The sequence below is a fragment of the Cryobacterium arcticum genome, assembly GCF_003185895.1.
Lineage (GTDB): Bacteria > Actinomycetota > Actinomycetes > Actinomycetales > Microbacteriaceae > Cryobacterium > Cryobacterium arcticum.
The window spans coordinates 1078644-1097414 of the sequence record NZ_QHLY01000012.1 but is presented as its reverse complement, the minus strand read 5'-3'; the positions used below and the strand labels follow the sequence as shown (position 1 = coordinate 1097414).

General features: G+C 68.7%; 18 protein-coding genes. 11 read left to right on the top strand and 7 right to left on the bottom strand.

The genetic code is table 11. The annotated features are described in order from the left end of the window. Nucleotides 1-7 precede the first annotated feature (7 nt). Nucleotides 8-1690 carry an MFS transporter gene (locus CTB96_RS14830; RefSeq protein WP_110127605.1) on the bottom strand — a complete coding sequence of 561 codons (1683 nt, stop codon included), beginning with the start codon at nt 1688-1690 and terminating at the stop codon, nt 8-10. 209 nt (nt 1691-1899) lie between these two features. Here CTB96_RS14830 and leuC point away from each other — a divergent pair, with 209 nt between their 5' ends. From leuC to CTB96_RS14800, 6 genes are all read left to right on the top strand, one after another. Next, nucleotides 1900-3372 (top strand): 3-isopropylmalate dehydratase large subunit, encoded by a 1473-nt coding sequence (leuC, locus tag CTB96_RS14825; RefSeq protein WP_110127604.1) that lies wholly within the window; start codon nt 1900-1902, stop codon nt 3370-3372. Between the two features lie 11 nt (nt 3373-3383). Then, complete coding sequence (gene leuD, locus CTB96_RS14820) at nt 3384-3992, top strand: 3-isopropylmalate dehydratase small subunit (RefSeq protein ID WP_110127603.1); 609 nt, start codon at nt 3384-3386, stop codon at nt 3990-3992. A gap of 83 nt (nt 3993-4075) precedes the next feature. Then, nucleotides 4076-5404 carry a UDP-N-acetylglucosamine 1-carboxyvinyltransferase gene (gene murA / locus CTB96_RS14815; protein ID WP_110128513.1) on the top strand — a complete coding sequence of 443 codons (1329 nt, stop codon included), beginning with the start codon at nt 4076-4078 and terminating at the stop codon, nt 5402-5404. Between the two features lie 103 nt (nt 5405-5507). Further along, nucleotides 5508-6248, top strand: coding sequence for a lysophospholipid acyltransferase family protein (locus CTB96_RS14810; protein ID WP_248283390.1), 741 nt, complete (start codon nt 5508-5510; stop codon nt 6246-6248). Beyond that, the gene (locus tag CTB96_RS14805) at nt 6238-7365 is read left to right on the top strand and encodes an NAD(P)H-dependent glycerol-3-phosphate dehydrogenase (RefSeq protein ID WP_110127602.1); all 1128 of its coding nucleotides are present in this window, start codon (nt 6238-6240) and stop codon (nt 7363-7365) included. The genes CTB96_RS14810 and CTB96_RS14805 overlap by 11 nt, the downstream gene beginning before the upstream one ends. After that, nucleotides 7268-8395, top strand: coding sequence for a D-alanine--D-alanine ligase family protein (locus CTB96_RS14800; RefSeq protein ID WP_110127601.1), 1128 nt, complete (start codon nt 7268-7270; stop codon nt 8393-8395). Before CTB96_RS14805 ends, CTB96_RS14800 begins: the two co-directional genes overlap by 98 nt. 312 nt (nt 8396-8707) lie before the next feature. On the opposite strand, the gene CTB96_RS14795 is transcribed toward CTB96_RS14800, so the two are convergent. From CTB96_RS14795 to CTB96_RS14780, 4 genes are read right to left on the bottom strand one after another with little or no spacing between them, the layout of a single operon-like run. Then, nucleotides 8708-9028: a DMT family transporter gene (locus CTB96_RS14795; RefSeq protein WP_110128511.1), complete on the bottom strand. Its 321-nt coding sequence runs from the start codon at nt 9026-9028 to the stop codon at nt 8708-8710. After that, entirely contained in the window at nt 9028-9405 is a 378-nt protein-coding gene (locus CTB96_RS14790) for a DMT family transporter (protein WP_110127600.1), read from the bottom strand. The genes CTB96_RS14795 and CTB96_RS14790 overlap by 1 nt, the downstream gene beginning before the upstream one ends. Then, nucleotides 9402-10247 (bottom strand): SDR family oxidoreductase, encoded by an 846-nt coding sequence (locus tag CTB96_RS14785; RefSeq protein WP_110127599.1) that lies wholly within the window; start codon nt 10245-10247, stop codon nt 9402-9404. Before CTB96_RS14785 ends, CTB96_RS14790 begins: the two co-directional genes overlap by 4 nt. Nucleotides 10248-10274: 27 nt before the next feature. Then, entirely contained in the window at nt 10275-10778 is a 504-nt protein-coding gene (locus CTB96_RS14780) for a DUF3515 family protein (protein WP_110127598.1), read from the bottom strand. A gap of 24 nt (nt 10779-10802) precedes the next feature. Here CTB96_RS14780 and thiL point away from each other — a divergent pair, with 24 nt between their 5' ends. Then, a complete protein-coding gene (thiL, locus tag CTB96_RS14775) occupies nt 10803-11813 on the top strand; it encodes a thiamine-phosphate kinase (protein ID WP_110127597.1) in 1011 nt (336 codons plus the stop codon). Here the strand turns inward: thiL and CTB96_RS14770 are convergent. Together CTB96_RS14770 and rsmD are read right to left on the bottom strand one after the other, a co-directional pair. Next, on the bottom strand, nt 11783-12376 hold the full coding sequence (locus CTB96_RS14770; RefSeq protein ID WP_110127596.1) for a flavodoxin domain-containing protein: 594 nt from the start codon (nt 12374-12376) through the stop codon (nt 11783-11785). The genes thiL and CTB96_RS14770 overlap by 31 nt on opposite strands. 106 nt (nt 12377-12482) lie before the next feature. Continuing rightward, a complete protein-coding gene (rsmD, locus tag CTB96_RS14765) occupies nt 12483-13058 on the bottom strand; it encodes a 16S rRNA (guanine(966)-N(2))-methyltransferase RsmD (RefSeq protein WP_110127595.1) in 576 nt (191 codons plus the stop codon). Between the two features lie 125 nt (nt 13059-13183). Between rsmD and CTB96_RS14760 the strand changes: the two genes are divergently transcribed. The 4 genes from CTB96_RS14760 to CTB96_RS14745 all read left to right on the top strand — a co-directional run bounded on the left by CTB96_RS14760 (nt 13184) and on the right by CTB96_RS14745 (nt 18676). Further along, nucleotides 13184-15445: an ATP-dependent DNA helicase RecG gene (locus CTB96_RS14760; protein WP_110127594.1), complete on the top strand. Its 2262-nt coding sequence runs from the start codon at nt 13184-13186 to the stop codon at nt 15443-15445. Between the two features lie 130 nt (nt 15446-15575). Continuing rightward, on the top strand, nt 15576-16064 hold the full coding sequence (gene coaD, locus CTB96_RS14755; RefSeq protein ID WP_110127593.1) for a pantetheine-phosphate adenylyltransferase: 489 nt from the start codon (nt 15576-15578) through the stop codon (nt 16062-16064). Continuing rightward, nucleotides 16061-17161 (top strand): AAA family ATPase, encoded by a 1101-nt coding sequence (locus tag CTB96_RS14750; RefSeq protein WP_110127592.1) that lies wholly within the window; start codon nt 16061-16063, stop codon nt 17159-17161. Before coaD ends, CTB96_RS14750 begins: the two co-directional genes overlap by 4 nt. 42 nt (nt 17162-17203) lie before the next feature. Beyond that, nucleotides 17204-18676: a DUF58 domain-containing protein gene (locus tag CTB96_RS14745; RefSeq protein ID WP_181397270.1), complete on the top strand. Its 1473-nt coding sequence runs from the start codon at nt 17204-17206 to the stop codon at nt 18674-18676. Nucleotides 18677-18771: the final 95 nt, after the last annotated feature.

The window sequence follows — 18771 nt, the reverse complement described above, 5'->3', positions numbered from 1 at the left end:
CGAGGGGCTACGCCGGCGCCTCGTCTGCGCCCGGGCCGTCGCTGCTGCTGCCCGCTGTCGCTGCCGGGGCGCGCGACAACGGTGCCGTCTTCGGCAGCCTTGTGGCGACGACGAGACCCAGCAGGCCGGCCAGGGCTAGCCCGGCGTAGACCACCGTCAGGGCGGTCTGCCTGGCCTCGGCATTGATCTCGATCGCGGCATCCTGCTGCTCGGCGGGGTAGTCGGCCACGGCGTCACCGAGTTGGGCGTCACTCACGATCTGGGCCTTGTCGGTGACGGCCTGACTGAGCTGGGATTGCTCGGCAGTGGAGAAGGCCGGGCTGTCGTCGATCAGCGTGGTGGCGGTCAGCACGAAGACCGACAGGATCAGCGCGCCGGCCAGGGAAGTGCCGAGGGAGGCCCCGATGTTCTGGGCGGTGTTGATCACCCCAGAGGTCTCGTTGGAGCGCTGCGCGGCGACCGACGACATGATCAGGTTCTGGTTCTGCGACACGATGGTGCCGGTACCGAACCCGATCAGGGCCAGGCCGACGATGAACTCGGCACCGCTGGTCGCATCCCGAGCCAACAGGCCCATGGCCATGGCCCCCAGAACGATGATCACGAATCCGGTGAGGATGACACTGCGCGGCCGGAATCGTTTGCTGAAGACCCTGCCACTCACGGCAGCGGCGAGCAGAACCGCCAGCGAGAGCGGAAGTACCGTGAGGCCGCTCTGGATCGCCGAGTATGCCAACTCCATTTGTACATAGAGCGAAACCGCGAAGATCACCCCGGTCAGAACCACGTACTGCAGTAGCTGCACCGACGTGCCGGCAGAGACCGCGCGGATGCCGAACAGCTCCAGGTCGAGCAGCGTGTCTTTGTCGCGGCGGTGGCGGCGCCGTTCCACCAGCACGAACCCGATCAGCAGCAGCAGGCCGAGCACCACCAGGATGACGGTGGGCGACACCTGACCGGCGGTGAGCACCACCTGGCCGAGCACCACCACATCGGTACGGGTGGTGACGAGGCCGTAGGCGGAGGCCAGGACGATCCCGAGCACCACGATGATCAGCCCGGCCGCACTGAGCAGGAACCCGGGCACGTCGAAACGCTGTTTGCGGCCGCGGTACGGGGCATCCGCAATGATCTTCAACTGGCTGAAGATGAACAGAGCCACGAGCAACTCGCTGGCGAAGGCGAGCCGCCAGGACAGGTACGAGGTGAAGAGGCCGCCGATGATCGGCCCGATGCCGGCGGCGATGCCGGCGATGGCCGCGAACCCGGCGTAGGCCTGAGCACGAGCCGGCCCGGCAGCGAAGTTCGACACGATCAGCGACATCATGGCCGGCAGCATCATCGCGGAGCCGAGTCCCTCCAGCACCGACCAGCCCAGGATGAACACGCCCAGGGTGGGGGAGAGGGCGGTGACGGTGGTGCCCACCGAATAGACGCACAGCCCGATCACGAACGCCCGCTTGCGGCCGATGATGTCGCCCACCTTCGCGCCCGCGATCATGAACGCCGCCATCACCAGGGTGTAGAGCGTGATGGCGTTCTGGATCCCGGTGACGGTGGTGTCGAAGTCCGCCACCAGGGTGGAGATCGAGACGTTCATGAAGGTGGAGTCGACGACGATGATGAACTGCGCCAGCAGGATCACCACCAGCACCCTGCCGGTCTTCTGCGGAGCAGCCACTGTCGTCATGCGCACACCATAGGACCAACTCCGCCGGCCTGCCACGCCGCGGCAGTAAGCGAAACCTTGCCTGACGCATCCCGTTCTCAGTGTTAGCCTGAGGTGTGCTGCCACGTCGACTTCTTCTTCTGTGCCGCGACGAGTCCCGTACCTGAAGGCCTCACTCGTCGCGGAGTTTGTCGTTGGCTGACCACTTTTCCCGAGGAAGACGCACGAACATGACAACTGCAGCAATCGTGGACACCCGTCCGCGCACCCTGGCCGAGAAGGTCTGGGACAAACACCTGGTGGCCAAGGGCGAGAACGGTACCCCCGACCTCATCTACATCGACCTGCACCTCGTGCACGAGGTCACCAGCCCGCAGGCCTTCGACGGCCTCCGGCTGGCCGGGCGCCCCGTGCGCCGGCCCGACCTGACTATCGCGACCGAGGACCACAACACCCCGACGCTGGCTATCGACCGGCCCATCGCCGATCTCACCAGCCGCACCCAGATCGAGACCCTGCGAAAGAACTGCGCCGAGTTCGGAGTGCGCCTGCACTCGCTGGGTGACATCGAGCAGGGCATCGTGCACGTGGTCGGCCCGCAGCTGGGCCTCACCCAGCCCGGCATCACCGTGGTCTGCGGCGACTCGCACACCTCCACCCACGGCGCCTTCGGCGCCATGGCGCTGGGCATCGGAACGAGCGAGGTGGAGCACGTCATGGCCACCCAAACCCTGCCGCTCAAGCCGTTCAAGACCATGGCCATCACGGTCGACGGCACCCTGCGCCCCGGCGTCACGGCCAAGGACATCATCCTCGCCGTGATTGCCAAGATCGGCACCGGCGGCGGCCAGGGCTACGTGCTCGAATACCGCGGCAGCGCCATCCGTGCCCTCTCCATGGAGGGGCGCATGACGATCTGCAACATGTCGATCGAGGCCGGCGCACGCGCCGGAATGGTGGCCCCCGACGCCACCACCTACGCCTACCTCAAGGGCCGCGCACACGCGCCGGCCGGCGACGACTGGGATGCCGCCGTGGAGTACTGGGACACCCTGGCCACCGACGACGGTGCCACCTTCGACGCCGAGGTCATCCTCGACGCCAACACCCTCGAACCGTTCGTGACCTGGGGCACCAACCCCGGCCAGGGCGTCTCGCTCAGCGACACCGTGCCCAACCCCGCCGAGATCGACGACGCCAACGAGCGCAGCGCCGCCGAACGCGCCCTCGAATACATGGACCTGGCCGCCGGAACCGCGATGAAGGACATCCACGTCGACACCGTGTTCCTGGGTTCCTGCACCAACAGCCGGGTCGAAGACCTGCGCGCCGCGGCCGAGATCATCAAGGGCAAGTCCATCGCCGACGGGGTGCGGATGCTCGTAGTTCCCGGCTCCGCCCGCGTGCGGATCGAAGCGGAGGCCGAGGGGCTCGACAAGATCTTCACCGACTTCGGCGCCGAATGGCGCTTCGCCGGCTGCTCGATGTGCCTGGGCATGAACCCCGACCAGCTCGCCCCGGGGGAGCGCTGCGCGTCCACCAGCAACCGCAACTTCGAGGGCCGGCAGGGCAAGGGCGGACGCACCCACCTGGTGTCGCCGCTCGTCGCGGCGGCCACGGCCATCCGCGGCACCCTGTCCAGCCCGTGGGACCTCGTGCAGGACGGCATCGTGCCGGCCGGCCTCGTTCCGGCAAGCCTGTAGGAGGGCCGACCATGCAGAAATTCACCACCGTCACCGGCGTCGCCGTGCCGCTGCGCCGTTCCAACGTCGACACCGACCAGATCATCCCGGCCGTCTTCCTCAAGCGCGTCACCAAGACCGGATTCGAGGACGCCCTGTTCTATGGCTGGCGCCAGGATCCTGAGTTCATTCTCAACCAGGCCGCCTACCAGAGCCCCAAGGTGCTCGTCGCCGGAGCCGACTTCGGCACCGGTTCCTCCCGCGAACACGCCGTGTGGGCGCTGCGCGACTTCGGTTTCGACGTAGTGCTCAGCCCCCGCTTCGGCGATATCTTCCGCGGCAACGCCGGGAAGCAAGGCCTGCTCGCAGCGCAAATCAGCGAGGACGACGCCGAGACCCTCTGGGCCACCCTCGAGGCGACCCCGGGAATAGAACTCACCGTGGATCTGGTTGCCTACACTGCCAGTGTCGGGGACCTCACAGTCTCATTCGAGGTCGACGAATACACTAGATGGCGACTGCTTGAAGGCCTCGACGACATCGGCCTCACCTTGCGCGATGAAGCGCGAATCGCAGAATTCGAATCCCAGCGGGAGCCTTGGCGCCCCCGCACTCTCCCCGCAAGGCAGGTAAATTTGTGATCATCGTCGGCGAAAACAATCAGGTCCGTGAGAATGTTCAAGAACTCTCTGAGCGCGGAAACGCACAGAGCCATGGAGCCAATGTGGGCCTGGTCGGCGACAAGATCACTATCCGCGGTGGACGCCCCCTGATCGGACGCATCGAGGTCAAGGGCGCCAAGAACCTGGTCACCAAGGCCATGGTCGCCGCCCTCCTCGGCGAGACGCCCAGCATCTTGCGCGACGTACCGAACATCAGCGACGTGCGCATCGTGCGTGGCCTGCTCGAGGCCCACGGCGTCAAGGTGACGGAGGGCGATGAGCCGGGCAGCCTGCTCCTCGACCCGGTAGACGTGGAGAGCGCGCACTACGCCGACATCGACGCTCACGCCGGTTCGTCCCGTATCCCGATCCTGTTCTGCGGCCCGCTGCTGCACCGCCTCGGCGAAGCCTTCATCCCCGACCTCGGCGGCTGCCGCATCGGCGACCGCCCGATCGATTACCACCTCGAGGTTCTGCGCAAGTTCGGCGCCGTCGTCGAAAAGCAGCCCAACGGCATCCGCATGTCGGCGCCGAACGGCCTCAAGGGCACCAAGGTGGAACTGCCCTACCCGAGCGTTGGCGCCACCGAGCAGGTGCTGCTCACCGCCGTGCGTGCCGAGGGCATCACCGAGCTGAAGAACGCCGCGATCGAGCCCGAGATCATGGACCTGATCAACATCCTGCAGAAGATGGGCGCCATCATCACGGTCGACACCGACCGCGTGATCCGCATCGAGGGTGTCGACAGCCTGCAGGGCTACCAGCACCGCGCCCTGTTCGACCGGAACGAGGCCGCCAGCTGGGCCGCCGCCGCGTTGGCCACCGACGGCGACATCTTCGTCGGCGGTGCCAAGCAGGCCGAGATGCTCACCTTCCTCAACGTCTTCCGCAAGGTCGGCGGCGCGTTCGACATCCACGACGACGGCATCCGGTTCTACCACCCGGGCGGCGACCTCAAGCCCGTGATCATCGAGACGGATGTGCACCCCGGCTTCATGACCGACTGGCAGCAGCCGCTCGTGATCGCGCTCACCCACGCCCACGGCGTGTCGATCGTGCACGAGACCGTCTACGAACAGCGCTTCGGCTTCGTCGACGCCCTGGTCGAGATGGGCGCCACCATCCAGATCCACCGCGAATGCCTCGGCGGCCACCCGTGCCGGTTCGGCCAGCGTAACTTCAACCACTCCGCCGTCATCGCCGGCCCCACCAAGCTTGTCGGCGCCGACATCGAGGTTCCCGACCTGCGCGGTGGCTTCAGCCACCTGATCGCGGCACTGACGGCGGAGGGCACCTCCACCGTGAGCAACGTGGGAATCATCAGCCGCGGTTACGAGAACTTCATCACCAAGCTGCGTCTGTTGGGGGCTGACTTCGATCTCGAAGGATAATGGCACCGTGCCAAGTTCAAACGTGCCAAGTTCAAACGTGCCAAGTTCAAACGCGCCAAGTTCCTCGTCCACCCCTCCGCTGACACCCAAACCCGGTCGTAAGGTGCGCTCCGAAAAGAGCACACCGTCGATCTTCTGGGTGCTGGCGGCGATGGTGGTTCCGCTAATGAACCTGGTGGCGCGTTACCGCATCACCGACGGTCACAAGTTCCCCAAGGAGGGTGCGTTCGTCTTCGCACCCAACCACTACAGCGAGATCGACCCCATCGTGATGGGCATGGTCAGCTGGAAGCTCGGCCGGCTGCCGCGCTTCATGGCCAAGGCGTCGCTGTTCAAGCTTCCCGTGGCCGGCTGGCTGCTCACGAAGTCCGGCCAGATCCCGGTGCAGCGTGGCGGCTCGGTGCGCGGCAGTGAGCCGGTCAAGGCCGCCCGCCAGCTGGTCGAACGCGGCCAGATGGTCGTGGTGTACCCCGAGGGCTCGCTCACCCGCGACCCGGAGCTCTGGCCCATGCGCGGCAAGACCGGAGCCGTGCGAGTCGCCCTCGAACACGGCATCCCGATCGTGCCCGCCGCGCACTGGGGCACCCAGGCGATCATGCCCCGGTACTCCAAGAAGCTGCACCTGTTCCCACGCAAGACGATCCTGGTGAAGATCGGCGACCCGATCGACCTGGCCCAGTTCCGCGGCCGCAACCTCGACCCGACCACTCTGAACGAGGCGACGGCGGTCGTGATGGACGCCATCACCGCGTTGCTCGAGGACCTGCGCGACGAGGCCGCACCGGCCAAGCGCTGGAACCCGTCGGAGCACGACCAGAAAGAGACCGGCCGTTTTGAAGCCTAAGATCCAGCCAGGCACCCGGGTAGCCGTTCTCGGCGCCGGCAGCTGGGGCACCACCTTTGCGAAGATCCTCACCGACGGCGGAGCGGATGTCGTGCTCTGGGCACGCCGCCCCGAGCTGGCCAGGGAGATCACCGAGGGGCGCCGCAACAGCGACTACCTGCCCGGTATCAACCTGCCCGTCGGCCTCCGCGCCACTTCCAGGCTCGACCTGGCCCTGGCCGGCGCCGAGCAGGTCTTCGTGTCCGTGCCCAGCCAGTCGCTGCGCGAGAACCTCATTCAGGCGGAGCCGTTCCTGGCACCGGACGCGATCATCGTGTCGCTGATGAAGGGCGTTGAGCGCGCCTCGGGTCTGCGCATGAGCGAGATCATCGAACAGGTGCTGCCGATCGACCCGAGTCGCATCGCGGCTATCTCCGGCCCCAACCTCGCTCTCGAGATCGCCAAGGAGCAGCCGACGGCCGCCGTGGTCTCGTCATCGAGCCTGGAGACCGCCCAGGCGGTCGCCCTGCTGAGCACCACCAAGTACTTCCGCTCCTACGTGAACACCGATGTCATCGGCACCGAGTTCGGCGGCGTGCTGAAGAACCTCATCGCCGTGGCGATCGGCATCGTCGACGGTGTCGGCTACGGCGAGAACACCAAGGCCTCGATCATCACCCGCGGGCTCGTGGAGATGACCGACTTCGCCGTGGCCTACGGCGCCCACCCGGAAACCCTTGCCGGACTCGCCGGGCTCGGCGACCTCATCGCCACCTGCCAGTCGCCGCTGTCGCGCAACAACACCGCGGGCCGGCTGCTCGGGCAGGGCTACAGCTACAACGACGTCATCGCGCAGATGCAGCAGACCACTGAGGGCCTCGCATCCGTCAGCCCGATTCTCGAACTGGCCAAGGCCAAGGGCGTCGACATGCCCATCGTCGAACAGGTACGCCAGGTGCTGGCCGGTACGCTGAAGCCGCGGGATATTGCGCCGCACCTCACCACTGACTCCGGCGCACCGCAGGGTGAAAGGACTCTTGATGACGGACAAGCTCACGGTAGCGCTGCTGTTTGGGGGGCGTTCAAGCGAACATTCGATCAGCTGCGCCACAGCGGGCGGGGTACTCGCGGCAATTGACCGCGATCGCTACACCGTCATTCCGGTGGGCATCACCCGCGACGGCGCCTTCGTACTCGAAGCCGACGACCCGGCCAAGTTCGCCCTGACCGCCTCGGCCCTGCCGGAGGTGCTCGACAACGGCACTCGCGTGCTCTGGCCCGACCGGGCCGGCAGCCGGGAACTGACCGTCGCCGACGCCGACGGTCGCCGCAGCCTCGGCACGATCGACCTGGTCTTCCCGATTTTGCACGGACCCTTCGGCGAGGACGGCACCGTGCAGGGACTGCTCGAGCTCGTTGACGTTCCGTTCGTCGGCTCCGGTGTGCTCGCCTCTGCGCTCGGCATGGACAAGCACTTCACCAAGACCGTTCTGGCCCACTCCGGCCTGCCCGTCGCCCCGTGGCGCACGATCACGGCCGACGACTGGGCCGAGGCGCCGGGAATGGCGTACGCCGCCATCGAAGAGCTGGGCCTGCCCGCCTTCGTGAAGCCCGCCAGGGCCGGGTCGAGCGTCGGAGTGAGCCGCGTCGCCAGCCGTGAGCAGCTGGCCGAGGCCATGACGGTGGCGTTGGCGGAGGACGACAAGGTGCTCATCGAGGCCGGCCTGGTCGGCCGTGAACTCGAAGTGGCGGTGCTGCAGGGCCGCCCCGGGCAGCCGACCCACGCATCCGTCGCCGGTGAAGTGGTGGTCACCGGCCGCGAGTTCTACGACTTCGCGGCCAAGTACCTGGATGCCGCCGGTATCGACCTGGTCTGCCCCGCCGACCTCGCGCCGGCCGATCTGGCCGATATGCAGGCTATGGCGGTGCGAGCGTTCGAAGCCATCGATGCCTCCGGCCTGGCCCGGGTCGACTTCTTCCTCACCGCGACCGGCTGGGTGATCAACGAGATCAACACCATGCCCGGCTTCACTCCCATCTCGATGTTCCCCAGTTGCTGGCTGGCCAGCGGGTACACCTACCCGCAGCTGATCGACGAACTCATCGAGGTGGCCCTGGCCCGCTCCGCGCACCGTCGTCGTCGCACCTCCGCGGTCGTCGTCGAATAGAGTGCCGCCCGCGGGGCACCTTCTGCACGCTCGCAGACCGACCCCGCGTCTTGACGTGCGGGTGGGCCGCGCCCGATCGTTGGTTGACTCGGTCTGCGGATGCCGCCGCAGCGTCTTTCACATCGTTGCGCGGCTCTGAACGGAGTCCGGTGAGTTGCCAGTTGGGTCCCGCCACCGCGCGTGACGGGGCTGAATCTGGCAACTCGCCGGATGCGTCGTCGTGAGTTGCCGGATACGGCCCGTTCCGGCTGCGTGAGGGGGCGGAATGTGGCAACTCGCGACGCGGAGCGGGGCGCGACGCGGGGCGGGCCGCTAGTGGCTCGCGCCGAGCTCGACGAGCAGCACGCCGCCCATGATGAGGGCGATGCCGGCCCCCATCAGCCAGGTGAGGGGCTCGTCGAAGAGGTACTTGCTCGCCACCGCAGTGAGGGCCACGCCCACAGCCGCCCAGACGCCGTAGGCCACGCCGAGGGGGAGCCCGGCGCCGAGGGCCAGGGACAGCAGCGAGAACGCCGACAGGTAGCCGACGCTCACCACGACGTACCAGGCCTTGTGCCCGTGCACGGCGGCCCGCAGCGCGAGAGTGGCCGCGACCTCGGTGAGGATCGCCCCGGCCAGGAACAGCCAGCCGATCATCGCGCTGCCCCGCGCGGGCCGGCGGCCGTCTCGCGGGCGGCACGCGCCTTCGTGGCCTGCTGCGAACCGAGCTCGACGCAGAGCACCCCGCCGATGATCAGCACCATGCCCGCCATCATCACGGGGGTGAGCGCCTCACCGAAGAGAATCGCGGCCAGCACCGCTGTGGCGGCCACGCCGGTCGCGCCCCAGATGCCGTAGGCGACACCCAGGGGAAAGCCCGTGCTCAGCACCTTGGCGAGGAACACGAACGAGGTGAGGTACCCGGCCACGACGAGCAGGTACCAGGCGGGCGCGTCCAGCGCGCCCTTGAGCGAGAGTGAGGCGGCGACCTCGCTCACGATGGCGCCGGCCAGGTACAGCCACGCCCTCATGTGGCCGAGAGCAGCTCGCGCAGGCCCTGCGGCGGCACGCCGGTGACCCGCTGGACGTCGCCGCTGACGGTACTCATCGACCCGTCCGCGATCGCGGTGTAGGTCGACACCCAGGCATCGTTCTGCCAGTCGGGCGCCGCCCATGGGCGCCGGGATTCGTAGGCTTCGGCGATGCTCTCGTTGTGGAAGGCCACCGGGGTGCCGGTGATCTCCGTCAGGACCGCGGCGATTTCGGCCATCGTCAGCGCCTCCGGCCCGGTGAGGTCGTAGGTCACGTTGGCGTGCGCGCCAGGATCCCGCAACACGGCGATCGCGGTGCGTGCGACATCGGCGCGGGTGACACCTGCCACCCGGCCGTCACCGGCCGGTCCGCGGATGACGCCGTCGGCGCCGACCAGCGCCGGCATGAAGTCCAGGTAGAGGCTGTCGCGCAGGAAGGTGTGCGGAATGCCGGTGGCCCGGATCAGCTGCTCGGTGACGAAATGGTCCCGGGCAAGCGTGAAGGTGGCCGTGGGGGAGGCGGCGAGGAACGAGGTGTAGACGATGTGCCGCACACCCGCGGCGGCGGCAGACTCGATGAAGGCGCGGTGCTGGTCGACCCGGTCCGCGCTCTCGGAGGCCGACACCATGAAGAGGGTGTGCACGCCTGAAAGAGCCGCAGCGCACGCGGCTCGGTCGGCGTAGGAGAACGGCATGACCACAGACCCGGGCAGCTCAGGCGCGTTGGCCGGCGTGCGCACCAGCAGGCGCTGGGGTATCCCGGCGTCGGCGACGCCGCGGGCGACGAGGGCGCCGAGGGCGCCGGTGGAACCGGTCACCGCGAGGGTGGGTGCTGGGGTCATGGAGAGCTACCTGCCTGACGAATGCGGTTAGGGCGCCGAACTCGGCAGTGTCACGTCATCGGCGTCCAGGCACTGCTTGGTGGCTGGGACGTTCGCGACAGCGCCGGCGAGGTCGACCAGGGTGGTCGATCCGCTGACCACCCCTGAGTCGAGGTAGATCTCCGTGGCCGGCTCACGGCCGTAGGTGGTGTACCGGTACATCGGAGCCTCTGAGTCGTCTTCGATCCAGTCGATGCCGTTGATGTTCACGCAGGGCAGCGTGGTGGGGCTGGGAATCTCCACCCCGCAGGTGAGCAACACCGCCGTGGGGTTGCCCCATGCGCCGGTGGCCTGAGCGTCGGTCTCCCGCTCCGGCTGGTCGGCCACGGTGGTGGGCAGGCGCACGATGATGTCGGCGCAGCCCGGGTTCTCGGCATCCGCGGCCGGCTGCATGGGCACGGCGGCGGCGCAGCCGGTGAGCAAGGCGGCGGATGCGGCGAGAATCAGTGCCGTCGCCGAACGCGCGAGGGCCTGGGTGAACTGGAGAGTCATCGCATTCAGGTTACCGTTTGAACCATGACGAATTCTGCGGCGGCGATCCCCGGTTCGACCGATCAGACCCTGGCGGAGCTCAGCGAGGGTGAGGTGCTGGCGAGGATCTTCCCCCGGCTGCCCCAGGCCGACACCGAAGTGCTCGGTCCCGGCGACGATGCAGCGGTGCTCAGCGCCCCCGACGGCCGGTTCGTGGTGACGTGCGACATGATGATCCAAGGCCCGGACTTCCGGCTGGCCTGGTCCACACCGCACGACCTGGGTTGGAAGGCCGCGGCCACCAACCTGTCCGACGTCGCCGCGATGGGAGCCCGGCCGACCGCGCTCGTGGTGGCCATCGCTGCGCCGCCGTCCACCCCGATCTCGGTCATCCTCGGTATCGCCGACGGCCTGCGCGACGGCTGCGAGGCGCTCGCGCCCGGATGTGGCGTCGTCGGCGGTGACCTCTCCGCCGCCGACGCGCTGACGCTGTCGATCACGGCGTTCGGCGACCTGGAAGGCCGCGCGCCGGTGCTGCGTTCCGGTGCACGTGTCGGTGACGTGGTGGCGCACGCCGGACGCCTGGGCGACGCGGGCATCGGCCTCGGCCTGCTGTTCCGGCACGGCGTGGACATCGACGGAGTGCCGAGCCGGGTGCACGCCGATGCGGTCAAGGCCCGCTATTCACGCTATGTCGACGCCCAGCTGGCGCCGGTTCCACCGATCCACCTCGGTGCGATCGCGGCGGAGTCCGGCGCGACGGCCATGCTCGACGTGTCTGACGGCCTGGCCATCGACGCCGGGCGGATGGCCAGGGCCAGTCAGGTTGGCATCGACTTCGACTCGGCTACCCTGGGAGAGAAGATCGCTCTGGCCCTCGGCGGCGGCGAAGACCACGGCTTGTTGGCCACGTTCCCACCGGATGTCGTGCTGCCGGCCGGATTCCGCCGCCTGGGGTCCGTCACGGGGCAAGCCGGTGCAGTGCTCGTCGACGGCGCTCCGTACAGCCAAGGCGGCTGGGACCCCTACCGGGGCTGGGACGGCGCCGTCGGCTGAGGCTCGCCCGGCCGGCCACAAATGCCCAGGCTGCCGGCGATCTCCAGGCCCCAGGCGTCGATGGCGGCCCAGTCCCTGAAGTCGCCGGCGGGAATCTTCTCCGCAGCCCCCGGGAACTTGCGAATCATCCGGTGCGGCAGGCTGAGCTTGTCGGTGTCGATGGCGCCGGAGAACACCCGGTGCCCGACCGGCCGCACGGACGTGGTGAACTCGCCGATCTCTGCCGGAACGAGATCAGCCGGGTTGAGCTCAGCAGGCGGCGCACCGGATTCGTCTGCCGCCGGAGTGCCGAGCGGACCGCTGCTGAACAGCCAGATCGGATGCTCGAGCAGCGTGGGCTGGTAGCGGCGCACGAAGCTCGCGGCATCCCGTAGCCAGTGGCCCATGTACACCGCGCTGCCCACCACGAAGGCGTCGAATCCGGCGACGGCCTCGGCGTGCGGCGGCTCCGCGGCATCGAAACCGGCGACGTCGGCACCCGAGCGCACGAGGGCTCCGGCGAGGTGTTCGGCGATACCCCTGGTGGCGCCGTAGTGGCTGGCGCAGACGACGGCTACACGCACGGGAACGACCTCTCGTATCTGTGGACGATGGTGGCCACATCCTCCACGCTAGGCGCGCCGTCAGCGTGTGACCAGCCTCACTGGGAGGGCTGGCCATATGTGCAGGCTAGGAGGGGCTCGGCACCCCGGCGTACCAGAGGGTGGTGTCGCCGTAATCCTTGCGCCGTTCAAGCTCGAGCCCAGGGCCCCAGGCTGGTTCGGGGGAGCGGGACGACCGCTCGACAACCACCAGGGCGTCGCGGTCGAGGAGCGGGGAGAGAGCCACCAGGTTGGCGGCGAGTTCGGCCTCGGAAAGCTCGTACGGCGGGTCGAGGAAGACCAGGTCGAAACCGTCCGGGGTTGCGGCCAGGAACGACTGCACCGCCTGGTTCGACACCGTGATGGCCAGCGCCTGGCCCTTCGGTGCGGCCTTCTGCACGGCGGCGGCGTTCTTGCGGCAGGTCTGGCTGGCCGCGAAGCCGTTCTCGACCAGCGTGACCACCCGCGCGCCCCGGCTGGCCGCTTCCAGACCGAGGGCGCCGGACCCGGCGTACAGGTCGAGCACCCGGTAGTCGCGAATCGCGTCCCTGGCGTCGAGCGCGTTGAACAACGCCTCGCGCACCTGGTCGCTGGTGGGCCTGGTGCCCTTGGCCGGCACAGTGAGGGTGAGGGAGCCGGCGAACCCGGCGACTATTCGCGTCATGACGCTTCGAGCCTAGCTGGCGGATGCCGCCGGCCGGCCGTGGTTCGCTCATCGGGGCGGCTGGCCGGGCCCACACACTGACCCGCGGGGCTGCCGGTGTCGGTGGCGACCTTTAACATCGAAGTATGACCGGTTCAGACGCCGCCGACGATCTTCCCGACGACCCCGAAGACTCCGTCACCCCCGACACCCCAGACGCCGTCGGGAAGCTGCGGATCGACACCAGCCTGCGCGTCGCGCTCGGCCCGGCGGCGGCTGCCGCCCTGGCCACGTCCTTCGGCATGGCCACGGTGGGCGACCTGCTCAGCCACTACCCACGCAAATACGCTCGCCGCGGCGAACTCACCACCATGGCCGAGTTGCCGCTCGACGAGTCGGTCACCGTGCTGGCCGAGGTGCTCGACGTGCGCGTCATGCCGCCCGTCTCCAAGCCCGGTAAGAAGCCGTTGCACCGAACGAAGGTCACGATCTCCGACGGTCGGGGCATGCTCTCCCTCACCTTCTTCAATCAGCCCTGGCTGCCGAACAAGCTGCGCCCGGGCGTGCGGGCGATGTTCTCCGGCAAGGTCACCGTCTTCAACGAGGCTCGTCAGCTCGCTCACCCCGCCTACGAGATCTTGCCGGGCAGCAACGACCCGATGGATGCCACGATCTCGCCGGAGGACGCCGCGGAGGCGCGATTGTGGGCCGACCGGCCCATCCCGATCTACGCTGCGACCGCAGCCATGACCAGCTGGGCGATCGCCAAGCTCGTCGTCAAGGTGCTCGACCAGCTCGGTCCCGTCGACGACCCCATCCCCGAGCGATTGCGGCGGGAACGCGGCCTGATGGCACACCGGGATGCCCTCGTGTTCATCCACCGGCCCACCACCGACGAAGAGTGGGACCGCGCCCGCGACACGCTACGGTTCACCGAGGCCTTCGTGCTGCAGTGCCTGCTCGTGCAACAGCACACCGAGCATCGTGCGCGGCGCACCCGGGCGCGGCTGCCGGTGCCCGGCGGGTACCTGGAACGGTTCGACGCCGGCCTGCCCTTCGCCCTCACCGTCGACCAGGAGATCACCGGCGCCGAGATCCTGCGCGATATCGCCCTGACCGCACCGATGAACCGGCTCGTGCAGGGCGAGGTCGGGTCGGGCAAGACCGTGGTGGCGGTGCGCGCCATGCTCGCGGTGGCCGACTCCGGCGGCCAGGCGGCGCTGCTGGCACCCACCGAGGTGCTGGCCGGCCAGCACCTGCGCTCGATCGCGCGCATCCTGGGCCCTGACCTCGCCGAAGAGTTGATGCCGACCCTGGTCACGGGCCAGATGCCGGCCGCTGCCCGGCGCAAGGCGCTGCTGCGCACGGTGTCAGGGCAGGCGCGCATCGTGATCGGCACGCACGCGCTGCTCAGCGACACCGTGCAGTTCTTCGACCTGGGTCTGATCGTGATCGACGAGCAGCACCGGTTCGGCGTCGACCAGCGTGAGGCGCTGCGGCTCAAGGCGGAGCTGCCTCCGCACGTGCTCGTGCTCACTGCCACCCCCATTCCGCGCACCATTGCCATGACGGTCTTCGGCGACCTCGATGTGAGCACCATTGCCATGCTCCCTTCTGGGCGCCCGGGCATCGAGAGTTTCGTGGTGCCGCTGGATGAGAAACCGGCCTGGGTGATGCGGGTCTGGCAGCGGCTCTCCGAAGAGCTCGCCCTGGGCAGGCAGTGTTTCGTGGTGTGCCCGGCGATCGCCCCGAAGAAGCTCGAACAGGGGGAGGAGATCACCTTCGACGCCACGCCGATGACCACGGTGGAAGAGCTGCTCGCCGAGCTACGCAGGCATCCACTGCTGCGAAGCGCGCGCATGGAGGCCCTGCACGGTGCGATGAGTTCCGACGACAAGGACTCCACCATGCGGGCGTTCGCCGCAGGAGAGATCGATGTTCTCGTGGCCACGACGGTCATCGAGGTCGGCGTCGACGTTCCCAATGCGTCGGCCATGGTGGTGATGGATGCCGACAGGTTCGGGGTCTCGCAGCTGCACCAGCTGCGTGGCCGGGTCGGCCGTGGCGGGGTGCCTGGGCTGTGCCTGCTGGTGACGTCCGCCCCGATCGGCACGCCCGCCCGCGAGCGGATCGAGGCGGTGGCCAAGACCCTCGACGGTTTCGCCCTGGCGCAGGTGGACCTCGAGCAGCGCCAGGAGGGCGACGTGCTCGGCCGGTTCCAGTCCGGCGGTGCCTCATCGCTCCGACTTCTGCGCGTGGCGACCGACGGCGAGATCATCGCCGCGGCCAGAACGGCCGCCCGCGAGCTGATCGGCGGCGACCCTGAGCTCCGCACGCTCCCCGCCCTGCGCGCGGCCGTGCAGAGCCGACTCGACGAGTCCGAACGGTCAGCCCTGTCCAAGGGGTAGCCGAACCGGCCGCCCGGTCGTGCCGGACTGCCAAGCGAATCCGGCGGTCAGGCTGGCAAGGGGCTGGACGTCTGGTGAATACCTCGACCCCGGGCAGCGCCCGTCGCACGCTGGCGCTAGGGTGAAGCGTATGCGCAGGATCGCCGTCGTCCCTGGATCGTTCGACCCCGTCACACTGGGGCACCTCGACGTGATCCAACGGGCAGCCGGACTGTACGACGAGCTGCATGTTCTCGTGGTACACAACCCGGCCAAAACCGCCCTGCTGCCGATCACCCAACGGGTGTCGCTGATCGAACGGGCCGTTCTCGACGCCGGACTGCCCACCAACATCGTGGTCAGTTCCTGGAGCATGGGCCTCCTGGTGGACTACTGCATCGACGTGGGAGCCAGCGTGCTGGTGAAAGGCATCCGATCCCAGATCGACGTGGCCTACGAGACCCCGATGGCCATCGTGAACCGCAACCTGGCCGGGGTGGAGACCATCTTCATGTTGCCCGATCCGGCCCATGCGCACGTCTCCAGTTCCCTGGTGCGCCAGGTCGCCGCGCTCGGCGGTGACATCGCCCCCTACGTACCGCCCGCGGTGGCGGCGTTCCTGAATCGGCCGCTGGCATGAACGTCTTTCCGGGGCGGTTGGCCACCGACCCCAGGTCGGCTGCAGCGACGACTGTCGCCGGCCGACGCGAGTCCGCCACGTCCCTCGACGAGGACGGCATCGACGTGACCAGTGAGGCCGACGTGACCCTCGGCGAGGTGCAGGGCGCCGCACAGGCGATCATCCGCAACGTCGAGTCGGTGATCGACGGCAAGCATTCGGCCGTGCAGATCGCCCTCACCGTGCTCCTGGCCGAAGGTCACCTGCTCATCGAGGATGTACCGGGCGTCGGCAAGACCATGCTGGCCAAGGCGCTGGCCAAGTCGGTGGACTGCAGCGTCAGCCGGATCCAGTTCACGCCGGACCTGTTGCCCTCCGATGTGACCGGCGTCTCGGTCTACAACCAGGCCGAACGCCGGTTCGAGTTCAAGCCGGGCGCCATCTTTGCGAACATCGTGATCGGCGACGAGATCAACCGGGCCAGCCCCAAGACCCAGTCGGCGTTGCTGGAATGCATGGAGGAACGCCAGGTGACGGTAGACGGGCACAGCTACCCGTTGGCCAGGCCGTTCACGGTCGTCGCCACCCAGAACCCGATCGAGATGGAAGGCACTTACGCGCTTCCCGAGGCCCAGCGGGATCGCTTCATGGCCCGCATCTCGATGGGGTACCCCGACTCGGCCTCTGAGCTGGCGATGCTCGACTCTCGTGATCTGACCAGTCCGCTTTCCCAGATCGACGCCGTGGTCACCGGCGCGCAGTTGCGCGGCATGATGACGGCGGCGCGGAGTGTGTTCGCGTCGGCGGCGGTGAAGGAATACGCGGTGGCCGTGGTGCGTGCCACCAGGGACGACCGGGACCTCCGGCTCGGAGCGAGTCCGCGCGCCACCCTGCAACTGATCCGTGCTGCCAAGGCGCAGGCCGCGCTGCACGGCCGGGAATACGTGTTGCCCGACGACGTCGATTCGCTGGCCGTCGCGGTGTTGGGCCACCGGCTGGTGCCCACCACCAGGGCGCTGGGGCATCGATCCCAGGACAGCGCCCTGTTCATCGAGGAGACGGTCAGGCGCATTCTGGCGGCGACGCCGGTGCCGACGGGGTCGCAGGGCCGCCTGTAGCGGCGCGGCAGCGAGTCGACGGCGGCAGGAATCATGAGCAGCATGAACGTGACGCGAGGCACCGGATCGCAGGAGCGGTCCCGCGTTGTGCTCAGCAGTGCCGCGTCCGTTGCCGACCCGGCCTTCGTCACGCGGGCAACGAGCCGCACCGGCCGGCTCGCGCGCCCCACCCTGCGCGGTGGGCTGTTCCTCGGTGTCGGGGGAGCCGTGCTGATCGGAGCCTGGGCTTTCGACATCCGGGACCTGATCTTCGTGGCCGGGGTGCTGCTGCTCGTTCCGCTTGTGGCCCTGGGCTACGTGATCGTGCATCCCCTGCGCGTCGCCGTCAGCCGGGTCTTTCGTCCAGCAACCGTCTCAGCGGGCCTGGGTGCCACTGTGACGATCCAGATCCACAATCTCGCCCAGACGCCGCTCGTCGGCCTGCGATGGCGCGACACCGCCGCCAGCGGCGTCACCGTTCCCGCCACCCAGGCGCTGCGAGCCCTCGGCCCGGCACGCCCCGGTCGCCAGACCACGGCCGATACCGCTGTGGTGAGCTACGACGTGAGCCCACCACGCCGCGGTGTCTATCCGGTGGGCCCGCTGATGCTCGGCCGGGTGGATCCGTTCGGGCTGGCCTACAGCGAGTGGCCGGTGGGCGCGCCGCACGACCTCACCGTGACCCCTCGAGTGACGCCGCTGCCGGGCAACGGCGTCTCGATCACCAGGGGAGAGGGGTCCAGGCACGAGCGGCTGCGGCACCTCAACAACGACTCTGACGAACTGATCGCCAGGGAGTATCGCCCCGGAGACCCGATGCGGCGGGTGAACTGGCCGGCCACGGCTCGCCACGGCGAGATCATGGTGCGCCAGGAGGAACAACGCAGCCATCCGGAAGCCCGCGTGGTGCTGGATACCACCCGGGGCGGCCGTGGACCCGATGCCGGGCGCGGCTACGCGGCGAACAGCGCGGAATTCGAGCACGCCATCGAGCTGGCCGCTTCGATCGCCGTGCACCTTCTCGACGGGGGTTTCCGGGTGGATATCGTCGAACTCGGGCCGTGCCAGCTGGTCGCCGCCCGCTCCCGGCCCGGCGATTCGGCCGGTTCACACGATCCCGACGAGGGACGCCACGGCGGGCTCCGCGGCGACGACCCGGTGTCATTCACCGGCCCTGAGGGCGCGCGGGCGCTCCTGGACGCCCTCGCCCAGGTGGTGCCGCTGGAGCAGGCGGCGCGGGTCGACGCCTGGAGTGGGGATGGTGGCGCTCCCGGCGGCGGGTCGGCTCTCGGTCGGCAGATCCCCACCTTCGCGGTCCTCGTCGACACCGGCGAAGCCGACACGGCGGATCTGGTCGCCTTGCGCTCCCTGTGCCAGCCCGCCGTCGCCTTTGTGTTCGACACCATGCCCGGTCGGGCGGTCGAACGCCTCGACGACGCCGGCTGGCAGTCGGTTCATCTGACCCGGGCATCCGGAATCGCGGAGGCGTGGCTGCAGGCCGGCCAGCAGGGAGGCGAGCGTCGTGGTCAGGACTGAGTCCGTGCTGACGGCCCCTCCTGCGGCCGGGCGACGCCCTGCAGCACCAGCTGGCCCGGGCCGCCCCGGCGATGGGCGACGGCCGGACCGGCGTG